This window comes from Planococcus sp. FY231025 (genome assembly GCF_052078085.1).
Taxonomy (GTDB): Bacteria; Bacillota; Bacilli; order Bacillales_A; family Planococcaceae; genus Planococcus.
This window is the reverse complement of the sequence record NZ_JBQJJG010000004.1, coordinates 65,353-84,050: the sequence shown is the minus strand read 5'-3', so window position 1 is coordinate 84,050 and position 18,698 is coordinate 65,353. Positions and strand designations below refer to the sequence as shown.

Sequence of the window (18,698 nt, the reverse complement as noted above, 5' to 3'; positions counted from 1 at the left end):
GGTTCGAATGATTGTTTTTATAGTTTAAAATGCGCTGTAATGAAACCCTTACGAGCCGCAGCTGATCCGCAGGCCCCGCTTCTCCAGCTCGCGGATCCGCTCGTCCTGGTTCGGGATGAGCTCCAGGATATGCAGCACCATTTCATACATATCGCTGTTTTTGTTCAAGGAATAGAAAATCCACTGGCCTTTCCGGTTTTCCTTCACCAATCCCACATCCCGAAGTTTCCGCAAATGCTGGCTGATCGCCGACTGGCTGATGCCGAAAATCTCCACAAACTCGCAGACGCAGCACTCATTTTTCTCCAGCAGCTTCATCATCGCAAGCCGGGTTTTGTCCCCCAGTAATTTCAGGACAATGCTGGCTTTTTCGATTTCGATCTCCTTTGTTTTCACTTCCACTTTCGTTCACCCCGTTTCATTTGCCACATTGGCTCGCCACTTACTATAGTATTTTTATTTTTCTATTCAATAACAGCATATCAGCATATGCTTATATGTTCAAGCGGCGTTTGCATCTCTTAGACAGCAAGGCGCCTTGTTGCTTTTTAACTCGCTTTGTTTGTTACTTATGGGGTTGTATGGTATGTTTGGGGCTATTATTATCAATGGATTCTTCGAGACTTTTCTTAGTCAATTTCCAGTCACGGAAAAGAGGAATTCGCATGAAATTAGAAAGCATTGAACTTCTGTTATCAACGGTTTGTGAATACAACACGGTGAGAATCACCCAGACCTTCACCCGCGGCCAGGCCGATTGGATCAGCGTTCGCTGCATCCCGTCCACATGCACTTTGGAACTTACATACTTGCATGATCAAAAAATAGAACTTTACGATTCGGTTTCCGAAGCTGCAGAAACGATCCTGCAGGAAATCGATTCTACTGTCACTGTATAAAGCAACAGAGGGGGAAAAGCGACGCTTTTCCCCCTCTGTTTTTAATTTCAGTCTTTTTGGATTCCGCCTTTTCAAGCGGAGCCGCTTACAGTTTTTATTCGGCCTGCTGTGTGTTATGGTTAAGTTTCACGTCAGTGGATTCTTCCCGACTTTACTTAGTCAATTTCCAGCCAAGGAAAGGAGGAATCTACGATGAAATTACAAAGCATAGAAACCTTATTGGAAACCGTAAGCAGATTCAATTTCGTAAAAATCACCCAGGTCTTCACCCGTGAGGGAACAGATTGGATCAGCGTGAGTTGCGTTCCCGGAACCAGCACCTTGGAACTGACTTTTCTCACTACCGGAAAGATCGAGTGCTTCACCTCTGTATCAGAAGCAGCCCACACCATTTCCCAGCAACTGCAGGCTCACTAATATACAGGCTCCTATTCAGGGGCTTTTTATTTTGGAATAAACCCTGCTGTCCCGCCAAGCGATCCTCAATCCATATACCGGTGTTCCCTCAAGCTTCTCAAACTTGCAATTTCCTGCAGCAGCGCCTCGCCGATATTCGTCTCCCGCACCTTTTTCCGCTCCAGTTCCTCGTCCACCAGGCGTTTGACAGACAAGACGTCGGTTTCTTTGCTGAGCACATCCTCTTTTGAATTGAAAAGCTGATGGGCGACTAGCTGCATGCCATAGGAATTGTACAGGAGCGTGTAGCCGGCAATCCCGGTCGTCGACTGGTAGGCTTTCGAAAACCCGCCGTCGATGACCAGCATCTTGCCGTTCGCTTTGATCGGGTTTTCCCCGTCGATCTCCTTCACCGGCGTATGCCCGTTGATGATGCGGCCGTAGTCCGGGTTCAAATCGAATTCCGCGAGCATTTTGCGGCACACTTCTTCGTCTTCCCGCAAGTAATAGTAAGGGTTCTTCCGCTCCTTATGCGTCTCTTTCTCCTTGATGAAATACCGCTCGAACGTGGTCATCTCCCGTTTGCCGAAAAGGGACGATTTTTCCCCTGTCCACAAATACCAAACCATATCGGTCGCGAAATCATCCGTCTCTTCCGGATGGGCGAATGCGTACCGAAGATAATGCTCAAAAACGTCCAACAGCTCACGTCCGGCATAAGTCTTCCCTTCGATCTCCATGCTTTCCATATTGCCTTCCTCATCCAACGGAATGCAGCCGTGGATCAGGAGGTTCCCGTTATATTTCAAATAAAGGCTCCCTTTTTTCATGAGGAAGTTCATATGCCGCGCCAGTTTTTCGGAATGCTGGATCGAGAACAGCAATTTATCCATCACTTGCTGCTCCTCTTCCAGCAATTCTTCCGGCTTCTCCGGATTGACCGTCGCAAAACACGTATTTTCCAGTGCGTACGTCTGGCCGTTGAGCGTGACTTCATTGTTGGCATAATTGGCCTTCTCCAAAAGCAGGCGGTCCGACATATCGAAGCATGGGCGCCGTTTGATGATCGGGCTTTCCAGCTTGAACTGGATGATGGAGATGGCCTGGTGGATCTTGGTGATCTGCAGCTGCTCCTGCTCAGTCAAGACCTCGCCTGAAATCCGTTTCGGACGGAATGCCGCGTTGTCGTCATAATATTTCTCCGCCAAATTCAAAAGCGGCCGCAGATTGATGCCATAGACATCTTCGATGATGTCGAGATTATTATAGCGCGCACAGATCCGGATGATGTTCGCAAGGCAAACCTTAGATCCGGCAAAGGCACCCAGCCAAAGGACATCATGGTTCCCCCACTGGATATCGACCGAATGGTAATCGATCAGTGTATCCACAATCTTATGCGGATCCGGCCCCCGGTCATAAATATCGCCGACCACATGCAGATGGTCCACCACCAGCCGCTGTGTGGTGTAAGCCAGGCCAATGATCAGTTTATCGGCTTGGCCAAGTGAAATGACCTGCTCGACCATCTTCCCGTAATAATCCTTCTTATTGGTGAACTCATCCGTCTTGTACAGCAGCTCTTCGATAATATAGACGAATTGCTTCGGCAAAGCCTTGCGCAGTTTGGAGCGGGTATATTTTGAGGACGCATAGGACACCAGTTTCAGCATCCGTTCGATGATTTCGATATACCATTCCTTCAATTCCTTTTTGCTGCTGAAATGGCTTTTGATCAATTGCAACTTCTCTTCGGGATAATAAACCAATGTCGCAAATTCATTGAGTTCTTTTTCCTGCATTTCATCTTTGAAAAGGTCCCTGATTTTCACTTTCACATTCCCGGAACCGTTGCGAAGCACATGCTGAAACGCCTGGTACTCGCCGTGCAGATCGCTGACAAAATGCTCCGTCCCCTTGGGCAGATCCAGTATCGCCTCCAGATTGATGATTTCTGTCGCCACTTTTTCTTCGCTATCGTATTTCTGTGCCAATAAATCCAAGTACTTTAAATTCAACATCCGGAATCCTCCTCCAAAAACTTATTCTCCGTACGCCTGTATGTATTGCTTATATGGATGAACCAATGAATATTCTTTGTGCCCCGCTTCGGGGATGCTGCCAAAATCATAGTTGCCTTCCGCTTAAGTATAACAACCAGAGAGCATCCAGGTATATGGAAAGTCCGTCTTTCTTATGTAAAGGCGGAAACCTTGCACTTTACCGGGACAGATGATGTTAATCAAATCCCTATAACGGGTATAGCATACCAACACGTCAACAAAACGAAGGAGGAAACAATATGGATTCAACAATGTGGCTTTACATAGCACTCGCTATCGTTGTATTGGCGCTGATTGTAGCCGGCATCGGGGTTTTCCTGTTCATCAAGGGCATGAAAGAGCCGATGAAAAAGATCAAGGGCTCTGCAGACAATCTAAAAGACCGGATGGACAAGCTCAAACTGGAAACGACCAGCCTGCAGCACCATACAAATGAATTGAAGGAAGACATGCAGCAGAAATCAGAGAAAGTCACCGTTTTTCTTGATGCCGCAAAAGGCACCAAGAATTCGGTCGTCGACTTGAACGCATCGGTCCATGCCATCACGAGCGGAATTGCTTCACGAGTCGATCGCGACAGAAGCAAAACCGCCCAGGTCAACCAATGGACCAACACGGCTTTCGGCTTGTTCGATCTGGTGAAAAACCGGAAGAATCCCGAAAAACGCGAAGCCGCATACTATTCAACATCAGTACCCGAGGAAAGACATCGCTATTAAATGGTAATATCCAAAAAGGCAGCCGCACAAGCTGTCTTTTTGAATGGATTTTTTCAATTAGTTCAACTTATCGGGATACGGTGAATTAATGAAGAAAATATTTATATGCCGCTTCGGCGCTTTGGGCAGAGCAAAGACGATTGCTCCTGCGCAAGCTCGTCGCAAAGGCGCTGCCGAAAGTGCCCGGCACCACCTTGGCTCTCACAATGAGCCGAGAAAACCACTCGTCTCATTGCTTCGCCTAGCCCGTAGGCGCGCCGGCGCTGGTTCAGTTCTTTGAAAGCTGATAACTTCACCTATTTAGCAGTACTATCTTAGATATGGAGCAAAACTGCGGAGACGCCCGCGGGAAAGCGAGACAGCCGAGACCCCGCAAGCCGCAATGCGGCTGAGGAGGCTTGGCGCTCGCCCGCAGGCAAGCGCAGCTGTTTTGCGGAATATCGGTTAATTACATCATCCTGCTTCACCGTATCCCGATACGCAGCAAAACAACTGCTTGCTTCATAAAATGGAATATGGGAAACTTTTAAAAGGTGAATATTCAAAAAACGAAGGAGATACGTATGCTAACAACCAGCCAGCTTGGTGATATTGAGAAATTGCAAAAAGAAGTGGAAGCCCAAGATGGATTGGAACTGAAGCTGAACTGGGATATGCTTCGCTCCCGGGCTTCGAACCGGTTCGATTTTTTCCACTATGAAAAAGATGAACTGATTGCGTTTTTAGGCCTATATCCATTCGGCTCTACTGTCGAAGCCACAGGAATGGTGAAGCTGAGCAAACGCCGGAAAGGCCATTTCACCCGGCTGTTTGCTGATGCCATGGCAGCAGTTAAGCAAACCGGATATAAGACGATCCTCTTGAACGCTCCGGCAAGTTCTGTTGCCGCGAAAGCGTTCCTGAAGGAGCAAGGCGCACCATATAAATTCTCGGAACACCAGATGCAGTGGCAGCCTCAGCCGCTCGATGCTTCAACCGGCTTCACGCTGCGCAAAGCGACGACTGCCGACTTGGAGATGCGCGTACGGCTTGATGTGGAGGCGTTCAAACTGCCGGCTGAAGATGCCCAGGCATCGGAAAGCCGGATTGATAAAGATGAAGATACGGATATGCTGATGATCGATGTGGATGGGGAAACAATCGGAAAGATCCGCTTGGCGCGTGATGCGGGCCAAACATGGATCTATGGGTTTTCGATTCTTCCCGAACACCAAGGGAAAGGGATCGGACGCAAAGTCCTGAAGCACGTTGTTAAAACCGAAAGCGAAAAAGGCCATTCCGTCCATCTGGAAGTGGAAACCAAGAATGCCCATGCGCTACGCCTGTATGAGGAAGTCGGTTTTAAAGTCATGCATGCCCAGGATTATCATAGCTTTGAAGCGTAAAGAAGCTTTCGCTTCGAAATCGAAGTACGGGGAGCCCTGCGGCAAGTTGCAGGCTCCTTTTTTTATTCTCTTCCACCCTTCAGGCCGTGCCGCCGTCCGCTTTTTTCGAGCCGGATCCAATATTCCGCAGCAAGAAAGCCAGCGAAACGGCGCACCCTATCGTCAGAACGATCCACAACGACAGGAACGGATCCACCGCTCCCGTATCCCGATAGCTGATGACCGTCATATTGATCAAGGCCAATCCGTAGGCGGCAGCTTTGATTAATACCACGGCACTTAATATCGGCCCCCATGCTTTCTTGCGCCATAACAAGACGCCGCTGATGACTAAAGAAGGAATCAGCAGCGACAGATCGACCCCAAACACCACGGCGGTCGGATGGCCGGTTTGCGCGATGCTTTCATGCACCTGGTCGGTGAACACGAAAAGCAGTGACAGGCCGACCCATATGCCCCCAAGCAGAATAGCAAAAAACAGCATGAATGCGCTGACCGGTTTATACGGAAGCTTTTCGCCGAAGCTTCGGCTGAATTCCGGTGCATCGGTTTGGACCAATGCAAAAATCAGTCCATAGATGGACAGCACGAGCAGCGCGGCATAGAGCAGGAAAAACTCGTTGAAGGCCGCGCCGAAAAGGTAGAACATGTAATTATAAGCCATATACCACAGCGAACCCATTCAGAACAGCCGCCCCCTCTTTGAGCCGCGGAGCGAAAAGGCCAGCGAAGCCAGGAGCAGCGGCACCACGATGAACAAGGTCACGATGTCATTTCCGCGCCAGGCCGCGACAACGAGTGCATTGTCCCGGTAAAGCCCGTCAAGGAACAGGCCGCCCCCAGAGGCGATTGCGGCCATAAAGGCGATCAAGAATGTGGCAGAAGCCATGGTTTTCCTTGCGGTCATCGGGATTCCCTCCCTTCGGCTCTTTGAGCGGCACATGTTCCATTCCAAGGAAGACCGGTTCTAATTGCCGTCCTTTTTGGCCAATAGCTTGGTCAATGGATAGATGCCGGTGCTCTGTACGATCAGCGAAATCACAATCACTGCAAATGACAGCGATACCAGCAATTGGTCTTGGCTGGACGCCGCCTCCTCCAGCCAGAGAAGAAGCGCTACTGACATCGAGCCTTTGATTCCGGACCAGGTGATCAATGAGATGGTCGAGAAGTCGTTCTGGAATTCATTGCGCCAGGCAGGAACGGCATAGATGAAGCCGCCGAGCATGACGAAGCGGGCCACAAGGGACAAGAGGAAAATGGCCGCTGCGAAGCCCCACTCCGGAAACGCCAGGTAGCTTGCCGCCTGGATGCCGATCAAGAGGAATAAAACCGACAGGAGCGTCGGGGTGATGATGTCCCAGAAGCCGTCGAGGTATTCCCGGATGTTGTGGTCTTCCTTTGTTTTTTCGATTTCATAAGACAGCATGATGCCGGTCACAACCGTCGCCAACACGCCGGATACGCCCAGAGCTTCGGCAATATAGAAACCGCCGTAAGCAACGGCGATGCTCAGCATCACCTGATATTCCTTATGGTGCGTAATGTGGACGACTTTGCTCAAAATCCAGCCAAGCAAGAGGCCGATTGCGACTCCGCCGACGGACACCAGCAGAAATTCGCCCAAAAACTTCCCGATGGAGAAGCCGTTCCCGGTCTGGAACATCGACAGGAAAACGGTGAACAGCACGATGCTGGTCCCGTCGTTCACCATCGACTCCCCTTCTACGACGTCTGCAATTTGTTCTGCACCGGTACTTTCTTTCAGGATGGAGGTTACCGATACCGGGTCTGTGGGAATCAGGATTGCGGCCAGCAGCAGCGCCCCCGTAAAAGAAAGGGAAACAAAAAAACCGCTGATCCAGTAGATGGAAGCCCCCAATAGCACGGCTGTCACAATCAGGCCGAGCGTACTGAGGACAGCTATGATGCCCCAGTTTTCTTTCAGCTGCTTCAGCGGAAACTGATAAGCGGCTGTGAAAAGGAGCGCAGGCAGGAACACTTCGAAAACCATATCCTTGGAAATGTGGAGCTCAGAAAAATAAGGGACAAACGATAGCGCCAGCCCGATCACGACCAAGATGACAGGAACCGGAAAGAACTTTTTCTTCAGGTCGACGGTATAGATGATATAGCCGATAAGCAAAAGAATAAGTATTTGGTGGGTCATCAATACAAACGCCTCTTTTCAATCTGTTCTATACTCCCCCTATTCCTTTCTTTTGCGTTTGTAAACGTCCCTCTGAACAAATGTGCCTATATGGTTTTTGCCAACAGCTATAAGCGGATAAATTATGCTTTCAATCAAGCTTCTTTTTCCACCTGCTAGAAACACCAATGAGGATAATGATGATCATTCCTCCCCAGAAAACCAACGTCCATGCAAACGAGTGGGGAAATGCATGGGGAAGTACGCGAATTTCTTCATGTGCCAGTGTCATGACAAGATATTTCACTCCCACCCATCCGACAACCACAAAAGCAGTGGTTTCCAAATACGGGTATTTCTCCAGGAGCCCCACAAATCTATGCGCCGCAAAACGCAGCAGCACCACTCCCACCAGGCCGCCGACGAGCATCACAAAAAATTGTGTGCCATTCATGCCGCCGATGTCGAAATCGCCGATAGGCGGCAAGGTCGTAGCGAGCGCAAAGGCGGCGAGCATCGAATCAACAGCAAAGGCGATGTCAGCCAGTTCAATTTTCAGCACGGTGACCCAGAAACCCGACGCCTTCGCCGGCTTTGCTTTAGTGCGGCCTCCTGCTCTTCGTTTTTTGTTAAAGAGGTTTCTGAAAGCGACAAACAGGACAAACACGGCACCGAACGCCTGGATCTGCCAGAGATCCACCAGCAGTGTAATGACAAAAAGCGCGGCGAAACGGAAAGCGAAAGCGGCAGCCAAGCCGTAAAATAAGGCTTTTTTCTTTTGCTGTTTTGGCAAGTGGTCAACCATGACCGCCAGCACCACTGCGTTATCTGCAGCAAGAATCCCTTCCAATCCCACAAGGACCAGCAGCACCCAGGCATATTCCAGCAAGACTGCTTCCATCGCACTCCCTCCCAGCCGATTGCGCATGGCATCTTTTATTGGTTGAAGCCGTGTCTTTTCAACTCGGTGTTCCTAAAGTAACGCAGAAAGAAGCCCTCTCTTCCTTGCCGCGTTAAGAACGGTTTTTCTTCAATCCGATGGCAGCTCCTGTGACGATGATGGCGACCAGCACTCCCCAAAAAGCGATCGACCATTCCAAGGAATGCGGAAATTCATGCGGCAGCACATGGATTTTTTTATGCGAGAGCGTCATGACGAGGAGCTTGACGCCTACCCAGCCGACGACGATAAAGGCGGTCGTCTCCAGATGGGGGTATTTCTCCAGCAGCTGGACGAATTTATGCGCCGCAAACCGCATCAGCACCACCCCGATCAGCCCGCCGGCAAGCATGACCAAAAACGGTCCGCCGTTGATGCCGCCGATTTGGAAATCGCCGACAGGCGGCAGTGTGACCGCCAGCGCGACGGCGGCGAGCATCGAATCGACGGCAAAGGCGATGTCCGCTAATTCGATTTTCAGCACCGTGACCCAAAAGCCTGAACCCTTCTCCGATCCGCCCCGGCGGATATCCTCGGCTGCATTATTGCCATCCAGGATGTGTTTCATTGCGATGAACAGCAGATATGCGGCCCCGAGCGCCTGGATCTGCCAGATGTTGACCAATAGCGTAATCATGAAAAGCGCGGCAAACCGGAAGACGAAAGCAGCCGCCAACCCGTAGAACAAGGCTTTTTTCTTTTGGTCTTTCGGCAAATGCTTGACCATGACGGCCATCACCACCGCATTGTCGGCAGCCAAAACCCCTTCAAGCCCCACAAGGACCAGCAGCACCCAGGCATACTCCAGCAAGATTGCTTCCATCGTTCTTCCTCCCAGCCGATTGCACGGAATCCTCTTTACTTTCCCGGCAAGATCCGGTTCTGTTGATTTCCCTCTTAATATACTAAGAATCTGCGGAAATACCTAATCTAAACGGCGGGGCACCAATATTTTTTCCGGAATAGGCTGCCGCTTCCCGTTCCTTTCTGTGGTAAGGTTTTTCTATAGGCATTTGCCCGCACCGCTACTCAGGTACTGGAGGAAACGCAATGAACGAACGCGACTGGCTCATTTTAAAAACGCTTTATGAGAAAAAGAATATTACCAAGGCGGCCGAAAGCTTGTACCTGTCCCAGCCTTCCTTGACGAAAAGGATCCAGCAGATCGAGAAGGAATACGACCGCCCTCTTCTGCAGCGCGGAACCAAAGGCATCCGGTTCACTCCCGAAGGCGAATATTTAGCACGCTGTGCAGATGAGATGCTCGACCGCCTCCACCACATCAAGGCCCATGTACAGAACATGGATCAGGAAGCTGCCGGCACACTCCGGCTCGGGGTTTCGAATTTCATCACCCGGCATAAGCTGCCGCTCCTGTTGAAGCTGTTCCAGGACCGGTTTCCGAAAGTGAATTTCAAAGTGACAACCGGCTGGAGCCGCGACGTCTTCAATCTCACCTATAACCAGGAAGTCCAAGTCGGAATCGTCCGCGGCGACTACCAATGGGCCGGGCCGAAGCTTTTATTGTTTGAAGAGAATTTGTGCATCGCTTCCAAGAATGCGATCGAACTGGAGGAACTTCCCCGCCTCCCGCGGATCGAGTACGAGACAGATGCTTTGCTGAAGACGATGATCGACAATTGGTGGACAGGCACCTTCTCGCAGGCGCCACTGATCGGAATGGAAGTCGATAAAGCCGACACGTGCAAAGAGATGGTGCAAAACGGATTAGGGTACGGCATCCTGCCGGGTGTCCTCGCTGAAAATGCCCCCGGCCTCCACCTCATCCCGCTGCTAGACGGAAACGGCGAGCCCCTCGTACGGCGGACTTGGCTTTTCTACCGGGAAGATTCCCTGGAATCGCGCGCCGTCAAAGAATTTGTCCGTTTCGTCGGCGAACTGGATTTCAAGAATCAATTATAAAAGAACCCAGGCTAGTGATAAGTTTGCATTTTTCAGGCTGTCGAGAAACTTTCCATAGATGAGGGAATGAACGAAACAAACTATTTACACCGCTTCGGCGCTTTGGGCATGGCTTTCGCCATGAGCCGATAAAACCACTCGTCTCATTGCTTCGCCTAGCCCTTAGACGCGCCGGCGCTGGTACAGTTCTTTAAAAGTTGATACCTGGCTTATTTAGCAGTGCTATCCAAGATATGAAGCAAAACAGCAGAGACGCCCACGGAGCAGCGTAGCGACGAGACAGCCGAGCCCCCGCAAGCAAGACATTAGCCGAAGCTTGCGAGGCTAAGTCTTTGCGACGAAGCTTGCGAAGCGATGCAGGAGCACAAGGTCTTCAACGCGACTGAGGAGGCTTGGCGCTCGCCCGCGGCTAAAACATATGCTCCTGTCCCTGCATCGCTGCGCTAGCTTCGGGACATGAAAAACCGTTGCAGCGCTATGCGCTTCGTCGCAAAGCTATCGACCGAATTACCTTCGGCCAATAGCTTTGCAGCTGTTTTGCGGAATATCGGTTTAACAATTAAAAGAAAAGAAATTTATGTTTTTCTTAACAAGTTGAAGAACGTAAGCTTCTGTTGGAGCCTGCGTTCTTTTTGATGCCATTCGCTTTCGGCATGGCCGGACATGCGAAATTGCTATTTCACCCCGGAAGCGGCTTGTTCTAAGATGGAGGTATAGCAGGAACCACCCTGCTGCCCTTTATCGAATTGGAGTTGGCCCTTATGGATGTACTGTCCCTCATTATCCTCAACGTCATTTTGCCGGTATTCCTGCTGATCGGGGCAGGAGCGGTTCTTCACCTTAAATATACGCTGGACCTGACGACGCTCGCCAAGCTGAACACCTATCTCCTGATGCCCGCTTTGAGCTTCGTCAATGTGTATGAAAGCTCCATGAGCGCAGATACGCTCCTCCATGTTCTGAGTTTCCTGGTGGTCCAAAGCGCAGCACTCATGCTTGTGAGCACCGCCATTTCCCGGGCGGCCAAGTTCGAACCCGGCATGTCTGCGACGTTCAAGAACAGTGTCGTCCTCATCAATTCCGGAAATTTCGGCTTGCCGGTGAGCCAGCTGGTGTTCCATCAGAACCCCCTTGGGCTGTCGATTCAGATCATCGTCATGATTTTCCAGAACCTGCTGACATACACATACGGCTTGTACAATTCCGTCTCCGTCAACAACCGCGGGCTGCAGGCGATGAAAGTGTTCCTGCGGAATCCGGTGATTTATGCGTTCGTGGCCGGTTTGCTTCTCCACTTGCTGTCGGTCGATATCCCCCAATCCATCTGGACGCCTATCGATAATACGGCCGATGCCTTTTTAGCCGTTGCATTGGTCACGCTCGGCGCACAAAGCGCTTCCCTCAAACTGATCCGGTTTTCCTTGCCGCTGACGCTCAGCATCCTCGGCCGGCTGGTGCTGTCTCCGGCCATCGCCATCCTAGTGATTACAGCACTGAGCCTCGAAGGCACGACGGCCCAGGCTCTCTTTATCGCAAGTTCGTTTCCGACCTCCCGCAACAGCTCGCTTTTTGCGCTGGAATACGGAAACCATCCCGATTATGCTGCACAGGCGGTGTTGATGTCGACCGTTTTCAGCATCGTGACGGTCACTGTGGTCGTTTATTCAGCGAAATTGCTTTTCCCCTAAGGGACAAAAAAACTCCAGCCCTGCGGCATTGCCTGCAGAGCTGGAGCTTTTTTATGTTCCACGTGGAACTTATGCTTCGAAAGAATCGAGCACGATGGAGCGCTGATTCGTCGCCGCTGCAAGTTCGTCAATTTTGTTCTGGAGCGCTTGGTGGTCGAACGATTTCAACTTCTGCCCTTCCAGTACTTCAAGGACATACATCTGCATGTTCCAGATGGTTTCGTGCTGGTGTTGTGGAGCGATTTTAGCCGCCACCTTCAAGGAGTCCGTCATGGAATACAGTACGGAGATATCCTCTTTTCCGTAATGCGACAGCTGGAAGAACACGCTGTACAAAATCGATTGATAGGATGGGAACTGGTATTTGACCAGCTGCGTTCCTTCTTTGTCCGCGAGGATCAGCGTCCCGGTCCGGATGGATCCGATCTTCCCGAGCAGGCTGCCGGTACGCAGGAGGATGTCGTTTGCGGTGTTCGGGTCATTGATGCCCGGCGAGATGGCGCGGAGCGCGATTTCGACCAGTTTTTGCAGTGCGTAAGGAATGTCCTGCCCCGACAGCCGTTCGCTTCCGATAGCGTAGAACTCTTTCAACGAAAAATCTGTTTGCTCCTTCGAATAAACATTTATGATCGGCATGCCTTCATAAATATAATCGCCGACGGAAACCAGGATCTCGATTTCGAGCTCGTGCTTTTTGGCATACTGCTTGACCTTTTCGAGCGAGACAAACTGCAGGTACCCGTCCCGTTCCCCTTTGACCTCCTGTTTGATGCCGGTGGGAGCCCATGAGCCCGGTGCAGGAGCGTCCGCTTCTTTTTCCTCCAGCTTCTTGCTGCGGGCAATGACTTCTTCTGTGTCTTTGACCAGTTCGTCAACGAGCTTCCCGACCTGGACCGTCGTCGCGATTTTATGGATAAAGAATGCGAATGTCGCCAGGCAGAAAAACGCGATCAAAATGCCGACAAATGTAGAAATCACGTCATGCGTATAAAGATGCTCCCGCATGAACAGCAGCGACAAGGTATTGTAGATGAACCCGCCCAGAAAAACACCGAGCACGCGCCACGTCACCGGATCGTGGACAAAGTTCTTCAATGCGCGCGGAGAGAACTGGGAAGAATACATCGTCAATACGACGAGGATTGTCGAAAAGGTAAACGTGCTCATGGTCAGCAAGGCGCCCGACAAGGTGCCCATGATCGTTTTCGCCAAATCCACTTTGGTGAGGAGAATCGACGGGATAAAGTCCTTATAGCGTTCAACCAGCAGCAAGTCGACGTAGAAAAAACCGACCGACAGCAGCACAGCGAGAATGCTGTAAATTGCAGGTGTGACCCAGAATTTCTCTTTGAACCAATAGGACAGTGAAGACAAACCGGTTCCCCCTTTCGCTGAAACGATGCGGCACCGCTTGAAAATAAAATCCCCTTCAGCTTTTTCAGGATTTTATTCATCCGGCGCCGTGCTTCATGTATAGAACTTGATGAAAAATGTCGTACCTTTCGGGCTGGTGTCAATTTCGATCTTGGCATTGTGTCGGGCGGCGATGGCATAACAGATGCCAAGGCCCAGGCCGGTGCCATTGTCTTTCGTCGTAAAGAATGGCGTACCGAGCTTTTCCAGCACCTCGGGCTTGATGCCCTCCCCTTCGTCCTTCACGGCCAGCACCACACAATGGTCCCCTTCGGTATAAGTGCCGATGGTCAGGACCTTCCCTGCTTCCATCGATTCCAAGCCGTTGCGGTACAGATTGATCAGCAATTGCCGGATCTCGTTGCGGTTCAGCAGCAGCTCCGGTATATCCGCCGTTTCGAATTCAATCAGCTTGTCCTGGCTGAACGTATCGATTTTGATGAGCGGGGCGATATCATGGATGATTGAGTTCAAATCGAGCATCTGCAGCGGAGATGTCCGGGTATTCCCCACGGACAGAAATTCAGTGATGATGGAATTTGCCCGGTCCAGCTCATCGATCATCAGCTTGAAATGCTCGCTATGCTCTTCCAGCCCATCCTTTTGATGCAGGATCTGGAGAAATCCACGGACAGTGGTCATCGGATTCCGAATCTCGTGGCTGATGCCGGCCGCCATTTGCCCGATCAAGTCCAGGCTCGCCAGCCTCTTCAATTCTTTTTCGTATTTCTTTTTCTCCGAGATGTTCTTGAACAGGCAGCAGATGCCTTCATCATACGGGTATGCGACCACTTCGTGCCAATGCTCCTCGGAAATCGAAGACATCTCGAAGTGCACCGGAATCCGGTCCACCATGGCGCGTTCGAACTCCGTCTGCATGATGGTGCCGGCTGTATCCGGGAAGACGTCCCAGAAACTTTTGCCCAATACTTCTTTCGCTTTTTTTCCGTCCGGCAAATACTGATGCTTGTTGACGTAGATGAACTGCCATTCTTTGTTCAAGGCAAAAAATCCGTCGGTGATGCTTTCGATGACACTGGTCACCCGTTCGTTGGCAGCGGCGAGTTCGCTCGTCCGTTCATCCACCATGCTTTCCAGTTCATCCATGTACATCAAATTCGAAAAAGTCGGTGCTGTCGCATCGACAATCGATTGCGCCAGCTGAATCTGGAAGTCCTCGTAGCTCGGCCCTCCCCCGATCAAGCCGGCGGCGGTAATGACGCCCAGCACCTGCCCGCGGGAAACCAACGGAATCATGAGCAGGTCCGTCCGTTCTGTATCCGGGATGAACAGGATCTCCCTTTCGCGGATGACCTGCTGGATCAGCTCTTCATAAGTTTCCAGGCACCCTTCCGGCACACCCCATTCCTCTTCCGCCCATTCGCATTCTTTGCCGAACTTCGTCAGCCGGATCTCTTTTTTTCCGACCGGGTCGAGCAAGTGGGCCGCCAGATTTTTCGTCTCCAAAATCTTTTCCAGATAGTAGAAGCATTTTTCCAAACTTTCCTCGATTGACGAGCACATCGACAAGTCCCGCGTCACATTGAGCAGCATTTGCTTCTGGGCGATGAGGTTTTCCTTCTGCTTCAGGTTTTTCGCATTTTGGATCGCCACCGCCGCCATGTTGACGTAGGCTTCGACGCTCTGAATTTCCAATTCTGTCAAATTCATCGGCGTCCCGTAGTCAAACAGGAAAACGAGCCCGAACAGCTCCTGTTCAAACGAAATGGGCAGGGCCAACAACGACTTGATCTCAAATGACTTGATCGGTCCGGTATCAGGCCGGCTGTCTTTTGACGTGTCCGGAATGTAGATGGTCTTTCTCGTCTCAATCACTTCGCGTGCCAAAAGATCGACTTCCGGGTCGATGATCTGTGAGTCCAGCGATTGGCCGCTCTGGATTTCCGGCTTTCCGGCAAACGCTTTGTATTTCCCGTCTTTGTAAGGCAGGAAAATGCCGACCGAACTGCATTGCATAATTTCTTCCGAGATGGCCAGCGTGACGTGCTGGAGCACTTCGCGAAGCTCCAGTTTCGTATTGATGACTTTTGTTATATTGGCTAGCCTAGAATATCTTGTTTGTTCCTGTATCATCCGCGCAGTCTCCTATCACCAGGCCGAGCAGAAAAGCCTGCATGCTTTTTCTAATAAATTCCTGTCTCCTTTTATTTTACATGCCGGAGGGGAAATCTAATAGCGCAAGGGGCAATGTTTCGGAAAGTGAAGTTGTTCAGGAGATGAAAATCCTGCTGCTGCAATGGATAGGACTGTCCGTGGAAACAAAAAAAACACCTTACCCGAAGGTAAAGTGTCTTGTGTATTGCGGCGTCCAAATCACGGTTCACAACGTGTTCCTAATTAAAGGGGTATTGGTCCGTCTTACGCAAACGAGCTCATCGCGTCTTTAACAATAAGGCATGGCGCCCGCTGTGTCAATTGGTACCGCTTGGGAAGGATAGCCGGAACTCCAAGCTCTTTCCAAACTGACCCCTAAGAATTGTTCGTTATTGATACTTTCCACTAGGCCACCCCTCTGCTAGTATTAGCAAGAAATTATAAACGGCGTGCAGAATGCTGCTCTCGACCGGCTCTTCTTCAGCCATAAAAAATAACATAAAAGGCAGGTTCAGGCTATGCAAAAAACAACCACTGCGACATATTCAAACAAACGCACTTTTGATCTTATTTTGACGTCCATGGCCATCGCACTCGTATTCGTGGCCACTCTCCTCCTGAATATCAAATTGCCGATCACCGCAAACGGCGGCTTGGTCCACCTCGGAACAGCCATGCTCTTCATCATTGCCCTCGTCTTCGGCCCGAAAAAAGCGGCCATCGCCGGCGCTGTCGGCATGGGATTGTTCGATCTGGTCTCTGGTTGGACATTATGGGCGCCGATCACCATCGTAGCACGCGGTTTACAAGGCTACCTTGTCGGGAAAATTGCCTGGTCGAATGGCCGCAACGGAAACAGCTTCAGCTTCAATATCCTCGCAGCTATCGCATCGATTCCGGTTATGCTGGCGGTCTATTATGTCGGCGAAGCGATCATCTTCGGCAACTTCGTGGTGCCGGCCGCTTCCATCCCGGGCAATATCGTCCAAAACGTCGTCGGGCTCCTGGTAGCCATTCCGGTGGCGGCTGCTTTGAAAAAAACACCGTTTTTCAAATAATTTTTGCTGAATCACCAAAGGCTCTCAAAAGCTGGAATCAATCGATTCCAGCTTTTTTATTGCTGAAAAAGCAAATGTTCTTAAATATATGTCGGACTCGATAATTATCCAAAAATAAGCATGTTGATGCATTAAAATAGACATAAAGGCGCTCTCCTCCTTTACTTTTCAGGAAAGAATAGATATGGTGGAGATGTAGAGAAATTCCTGGTTTTTATTATTTATTTATAGTGATTTTGCAAAACTGGCTGCTAGCGGCTGATGTATAGAGGTAGAGTATTCCAGACAATTAGCGCTGGCAATAACGCCAAAAAGAATGAACTATTCTTTTTGGCGTTATTTTTTTACAGCAGTATTGATTGGTACCAGCAGCATATTCCCGACAATGAAAGGAGTATTTCCAATGCCTGAAAATCCACAAGTTCAAACTGCCATTACTCAATATATTGAACAATTCCTTGAAAGCCAGCTTGGTGAAAAACCGGATCAAGTTACAGTGACACTCCACCCGCCTTTTCTTTTGGTCCACTTGAGCGGATTTCTGTTGCCTTCTGAAAAAATGTTTGTGGAGCGGGGAGATTGGAATCGTGTTCTGGAAACACGCGATTTGATCATCGCGTCCATGAAAGCTGAGCTGATCACGGGACTCGAAGAACGCAGCGGCCGAAAAGTGCTGGATCTGTATGCCGACTGGAATCTGGCCAACAAAAGCGGCATGCTGATTGCCACCATGGAAAAGACTCCTCTTCCGGAAGAGTTTCCATGGCCGGAAGAGGTCGACCAGGAAGCCATCCGGGATATCATCCTCATGAACAGCATGCATACCCAAAAGAAGCCGGATCAGACCAATTTTTACTGGCTGAGCAAAAAGGTTTTGCTGGTTGAACGCATCGGCATCTTAGTGGAAATTGAAAAGCAATTGGTCAAGAACGGAATAGTCGAAGAGCTGCGGCTGGCTAAACGGCCGCTTGAACACCGGATCACCAAGCTGTTCAACCTGGAGTCGCTATTGAACGGACAGGTCCAGGAACTTTTTGTGGATTGGGATTTCCAGCAAGATAACAGCTATATGGTCTTGCTGCTTGAAAAGTGATGAATTAAAAGCCCGTTGTGGAGCTGCCGATTTCACTTTTCTTTAATGGCGGGTTATCTGCCGAGAAGGGATTGTTAAACATGCCAAAAGAAAGAACTGTCCAAACCGAAATAAGCGGGTTCATTTCCACCTTGATGCGGCAGCATTTTGACAAGGGCCCGACTTCTGTCTATGTGACAATGAAAAGGCCCTTTATCACCATCCACTTTAGAGGATTCAATAGCCCGATGGAGAAAGTCCTGCTCAAACAAGACGAATGGAAACGGGTGCTGGAAACCCGGGATTTGATGATGAGCAGCCTTAAACCCTTGATAACCGATGAACTATTGAAAATAACCGGATTGGAGTTCAAGCACTTATATGCCGACTGGAACCTGCCTTTGGAAACAGGGATGATTTTCGGTGTCATGGACGAAAAACCGACGCAAAAGGATTTTGAATGGCATGATGAGGCAGACAAACAGGCCTTCTACAAAAAAATTGAAAAGGTTCATGAGGAAGCAGAGAAAAAGCCGGGTGGCATTGAAAGCTATTGGCTCAGCGACCGGACGCTGATCATTAAACGGGTAGAGATCTTGGTCGGCATCGAAAAAGCGCTAATTGGCGAAGGCTATACAGAGATTTTGAAGTTGGCCAAACGTCCGTTGGAACGCTCTCTATTGGACCAAGCCGGCCTCGAGAATATTCTGCATCAAAATATACAGGAGACTTTTTTGGATTGGAATTTCGATGAGGATTTGGGCTATATCGTTTTTGTACTGTCTCCACCACGCAGCGATTCCTAAAAACATGAAAAGGAAGGCCGGATGTTCAACTAGCATCCTGCCTTCCTTTTTAGTCTTTTTTTTCTTCATTGA

Annotated in this window: 18 protein-coding genes; 9 read left to right on the top strand and 9 right to left on the bottom strand. The window is 50.0% G+C overall.

What is annotated here, in order from left to right; genetic code table 11:
* Positions 1-48: 48 nt before the first annotated feature.
* On the bottom strand, positions 49-402 hold the full coding sequence (locus ACTL32_RS03685) for an ArsR/SmtB family transcription factor (RefSeq protein WP_441340186.1): 354 nt from the start codon (positions 400-402) through the stop codon (positions 49-51).
* A 263-nt stretch (positions 403-665) separates the two neighbouring features.
* Between ACTL32_RS03685 and ACTL32_RS03680 the strand changes: the two genes are divergently transcribed.
* Positions 666-899, top strand: coding sequence for a hypothetical protein (locus ACTL32_RS03680; RefSeq protein ID WP_441340185.1), 234 nt, complete (start codon positions 666-668; stop codon positions 897-899).
* A 192-nt stretch (positions 900-1,091) separates the two neighbouring features.
* Complete coding sequence (locus tag ACTL32_RS03675; protein ID WP_441340184.1) at positions 1,092-1,316, top strand: hypothetical protein; 225 nt, start codon at positions 1,092-1,094, stop codon at positions 1,314-1,316.
* Positions 1,317-1,381: 65 nt separating this feature from the next.
* On the opposite strand, the gene ACTL32_RS03670 is transcribed toward ACTL32_RS03675, so the two are convergent.
* Positions 1,382-3,313: a fructose-1,6-bisphosphatase gene (locus ACTL32_RS03670; protein WP_441340675.1), complete on the bottom strand. Its 1,932-nt coding sequence runs from the start codon at positions 3,311-3,313 to the stop codon at positions 1,382-1,384.
* A 284-nt stretch (positions 3,314-3,597) separates the two neighbouring features.
* Here ACTL32_RS03670 and ACTL32_RS03665 point away from each other — a divergent pair, with 284 nt between their 5' ends.
* Together ACTL32_RS03665 and ACTL32_RS03660 are read left to right on the top strand one after the other, a co-directional pair.
* A complete protein-coding gene (locus ACTL32_RS03665; protein WP_441340183.1) occupies positions 3,598-4,077 on the top strand; it encodes a DUF948 domain-containing protein in 480 nt (159 codons plus the stop codon).
* 563 nt (positions 4,078-4,640) lie between these two features.
* Positions 4,641-5,462, top strand: coding sequence for a GNAT family N-acetyltransferase (locus ACTL32_RS03660; RefSeq protein ID WP_441340182.1), 822 nt, complete (start codon positions 4,641-4,643; stop codon positions 5,460-5,462).
* Between the two features lie 79 nt (positions 5,463-5,541).
* Here the strand turns inward: ACTL32_RS03660 and ACTL32_RS03655 are convergent, their stop codons facing one another.
* The 5 genes from ACTL32_RS03655 to ACTL32_RS03635 form a co-directional block, all read right to left on the bottom strand.
* Complete coding sequence (locus tag ACTL32_RS03655) at positions 5,542-6,144, bottom strand: hypothetical protein (protein WP_441340181.1); 603 nt, start codon at positions 6,142-6,144, stop codon at positions 5,542-5,544.
* Positions 6,145-6,369, bottom strand: a complete 225-nt coding sequence (locus ACTL32_RS03650; protein WP_441340180.1) for a hypothetical protein — start codon at positions 6,367-6,369, stop codon at positions 6,145-6,147. It abuts the gene before it with no gap.
* A gap of 60 nt (positions 6,370-6,429) precedes the next feature.
* On the bottom strand, positions 6,430-7,632 hold the full coding sequence (locus ACTL32_RS03645) for a cation:proton antiporter (protein WP_441340674.1): 1,203 nt from the start codon (positions 7,630-7,632) through the stop codon (positions 6,430-6,432).
* A gap of 130 nt (positions 7,633-7,762) precedes the next feature.
* A complete protein-coding gene (locus ACTL32_RS03640) occupies positions 7,763-8,512 on the bottom strand; it encodes a TerC family protein (protein ID WP_441340179.1) in 750 nt (249 codons plus the stop codon).
* A gap of 112 nt (positions 8,513-8,624) precedes the next feature.
* Positions 8,625-9,374: a TerC family protein gene (locus ACTL32_RS03635; protein ID WP_441340178.1), complete on the bottom strand. Its 750-nt coding sequence runs from the start codon at positions 9,372-9,374 to the stop codon at positions 8,625-8,627.
* Positions 9,375-9,601: 227 nt separating this feature from the next.
* On the opposite strand from ACTL32_RS03635, the gene ACTL32_RS03630 reads away from it, so the two are divergent.
* Complete coding sequence (locus tag ACTL32_RS03630) at positions 9,602-10,474, top strand: LysR family transcriptional regulator (RefSeq protein WP_441340177.1); 873 nt, start codon at positions 9,602-9,604, stop codon at positions 10,472-10,474.
* Positions 10,475-11,235: 761 nt separating this feature from the next.
* Positions 11,236-12,162, top strand: a complete 927-nt coding sequence (locus tag ACTL32_RS03625) for an AEC family transporter (protein WP_441340176.1) — start codon at positions 11,236-11,238, stop codon at positions 12,160-12,162.
* Between the two features lie 69 nt (positions 12,163-12,231).
* Here ACTL32_RS03625 and ACTL32_RS03620 read toward each other — a convergent pair whose 3' ends face one another.
* Both ACTL32_RS03620 and ACTL32_RS03615 read right to left on the bottom strand, forming a co-directional pair.
* A complete protein-coding gene (locus ACTL32_RS03620) occupies positions 12,232-13,536 on the bottom strand; it encodes a DUF2254 domain-containing protein (protein ID WP_441340175.1) in 1,305 nt (434 codons plus the stop codon).
* A gap of 93 nt (positions 13,537-13,629) precedes the next feature.
* Positions 13,630-15,669: a GAF domain-containing protein gene (locus ACTL32_RS03615; RefSeq protein ID WP_441340174.1), complete on the bottom strand. Its 2,040-nt coding sequence runs from the start codon at positions 15,667-15,669 to the stop codon at positions 13,630-13,632.
* A 539-nt stretch (positions 15,670-16,208) separates the two neighbouring features.
* Between ACTL32_RS03615 and ACTL32_RS03610 the strand changes: the two genes are divergently transcribed.
* From ACTL32_RS03610 to ACTL32_RS03600, 3 genes are all read left to right on the top strand, one after another.
* A complete protein-coding gene (locus ACTL32_RS03610) occupies positions 16,209-16,748 on the top strand; it encodes an ECF transporter S component (protein ID WP_204893196.1) in 540 nt (179 codons plus the stop codon).
* 403 nt (positions 16,749-17,151) lie between these two features.
* Positions 17,152-17,841: a Na-translocating system protein MpsC family protein gene (locus ACTL32_RS03605; protein WP_441340173.1), complete on the top strand. Its 690-nt coding sequence runs from the start codon at positions 17,152-17,154 to the stop codon at positions 17,839-17,841.
* A gap of 80 nt (positions 17,842-17,921) precedes the next feature.
* Positions 17,922-18,626 (top strand): DUF2294 domain-containing protein, encoded by a 705-nt coding sequence (locus ACTL32_RS03600; RefSeq protein WP_441340172.1) that lies wholly within the window; start codon positions 17,922-17,924, stop codon positions 18,624-18,626.
* The last annotated feature ends 72 nt before the right edge of the window (positions 18,627-18,698 follow it).

Bases quoted from the DNA above. Each gene is read 5' to 3' on its own strand.
- ACTL32_RS03625 (WP_441340176.1), top strand. From the start codon at position 11,236: ATGGATGTACTGTCCCTCATTATCCTCAACGTCATTTTGCCGGTATTC.
- ACTL32_RS03665 (WP_441340183.1), top strand. From the start codon at position 3,598: ATGGATTCAACAATGTGGCTTTACATAGCACTCGCTATCGTTGTATTG.
- ACTL32_RS03650 (WP_441340180.1), bottom strand. From the start codon at position 6,369: ATGACCGCAAGGAAAACCATGGCTTCTGCCACATTCTTGATCGCCTTT.
- ACTL32_RS03600 (WP_441340172.1), top strand. From the start codon at position 17,922: ATGCCAAAAGAAAGAACTGTCCAAACCGAAATAAGCGGGTTCATTTCC.
- ACTL32_RS03640 (WP_441340179.1), bottom strand. From the start codon at position 8,512: ATGGAAGCAGTCTTGCTGGAATATGCCTGGGTGCTGCTGGTCCTTGTG.
- ACTL32_RS03655 (WP_441340181.1), bottom strand. From the start codon at position 6,144: ATGGGTTCGCTGTGGTATATGGCTTATAATTACATGTTCTACCTTTTC.
- ACTL32_RS03680 (WP_441340185.1), top strand. From the start codon at position 666: ATGAAATTAGAAAGCATTGAACTTCTGTTATCAACGGTTTGTGAATAC.
- ACTL32_RS03645 (WP_441340674.1), bottom strand. From the start codon at position 7,632: ATGACCCACCAAATACTTATTCTTTTGCTTATCGGCTATATCATCTAT.
- ACTL32_RS03660 (WP_441340182.1), top strand. From the start codon at position 4,641: ATGCTAACAACCAGCCAGCTTGGTGATATTGAGAAATTGCAAAAAGAA.
- ACTL32_RS03615 (WP_441340174.1), bottom strand. From the start codon at position 15,669: ATGATACAGGAACAAACAAGATATTCTAGGCTAGCCAATATAACAAAA.
- ACTL32_RS03675 (WP_441340184.1), top strand. From the start codon at position 1,092: ATGAAATTACAAAGCATAGAAACCTTATTGGAAACCGTAAGCAGATTC.
- ACTL32_RS03605 (WP_441340173.1), top strand. From the start codon at position 17,152: ATGCCTGAAAATCCACAAGTTCAAACTGCCATTACTCAATATATTGAA.
- ACTL32_RS03635 (WP_441340178.1), bottom strand. From the start codon at position 9,374: ATGGAAGCAATCTTGCTGGAGTATGCCTGGGTGCTGCTGGTCCTTGTG.
- ACTL32_RS03610 (WP_204893196.1), top strand. From the start codon at position 16,209: ATGCAAAAAACAACCACTGCGACATATTCAAACAAACGCACTTTTGAT.
- ACTL32_RS03630 (WP_441340177.1), top strand. From the start codon at position 9,602: ATGAACGAACGCGACTGGCTCATTTTAAAAACGCTTTATGAGAAAAAG.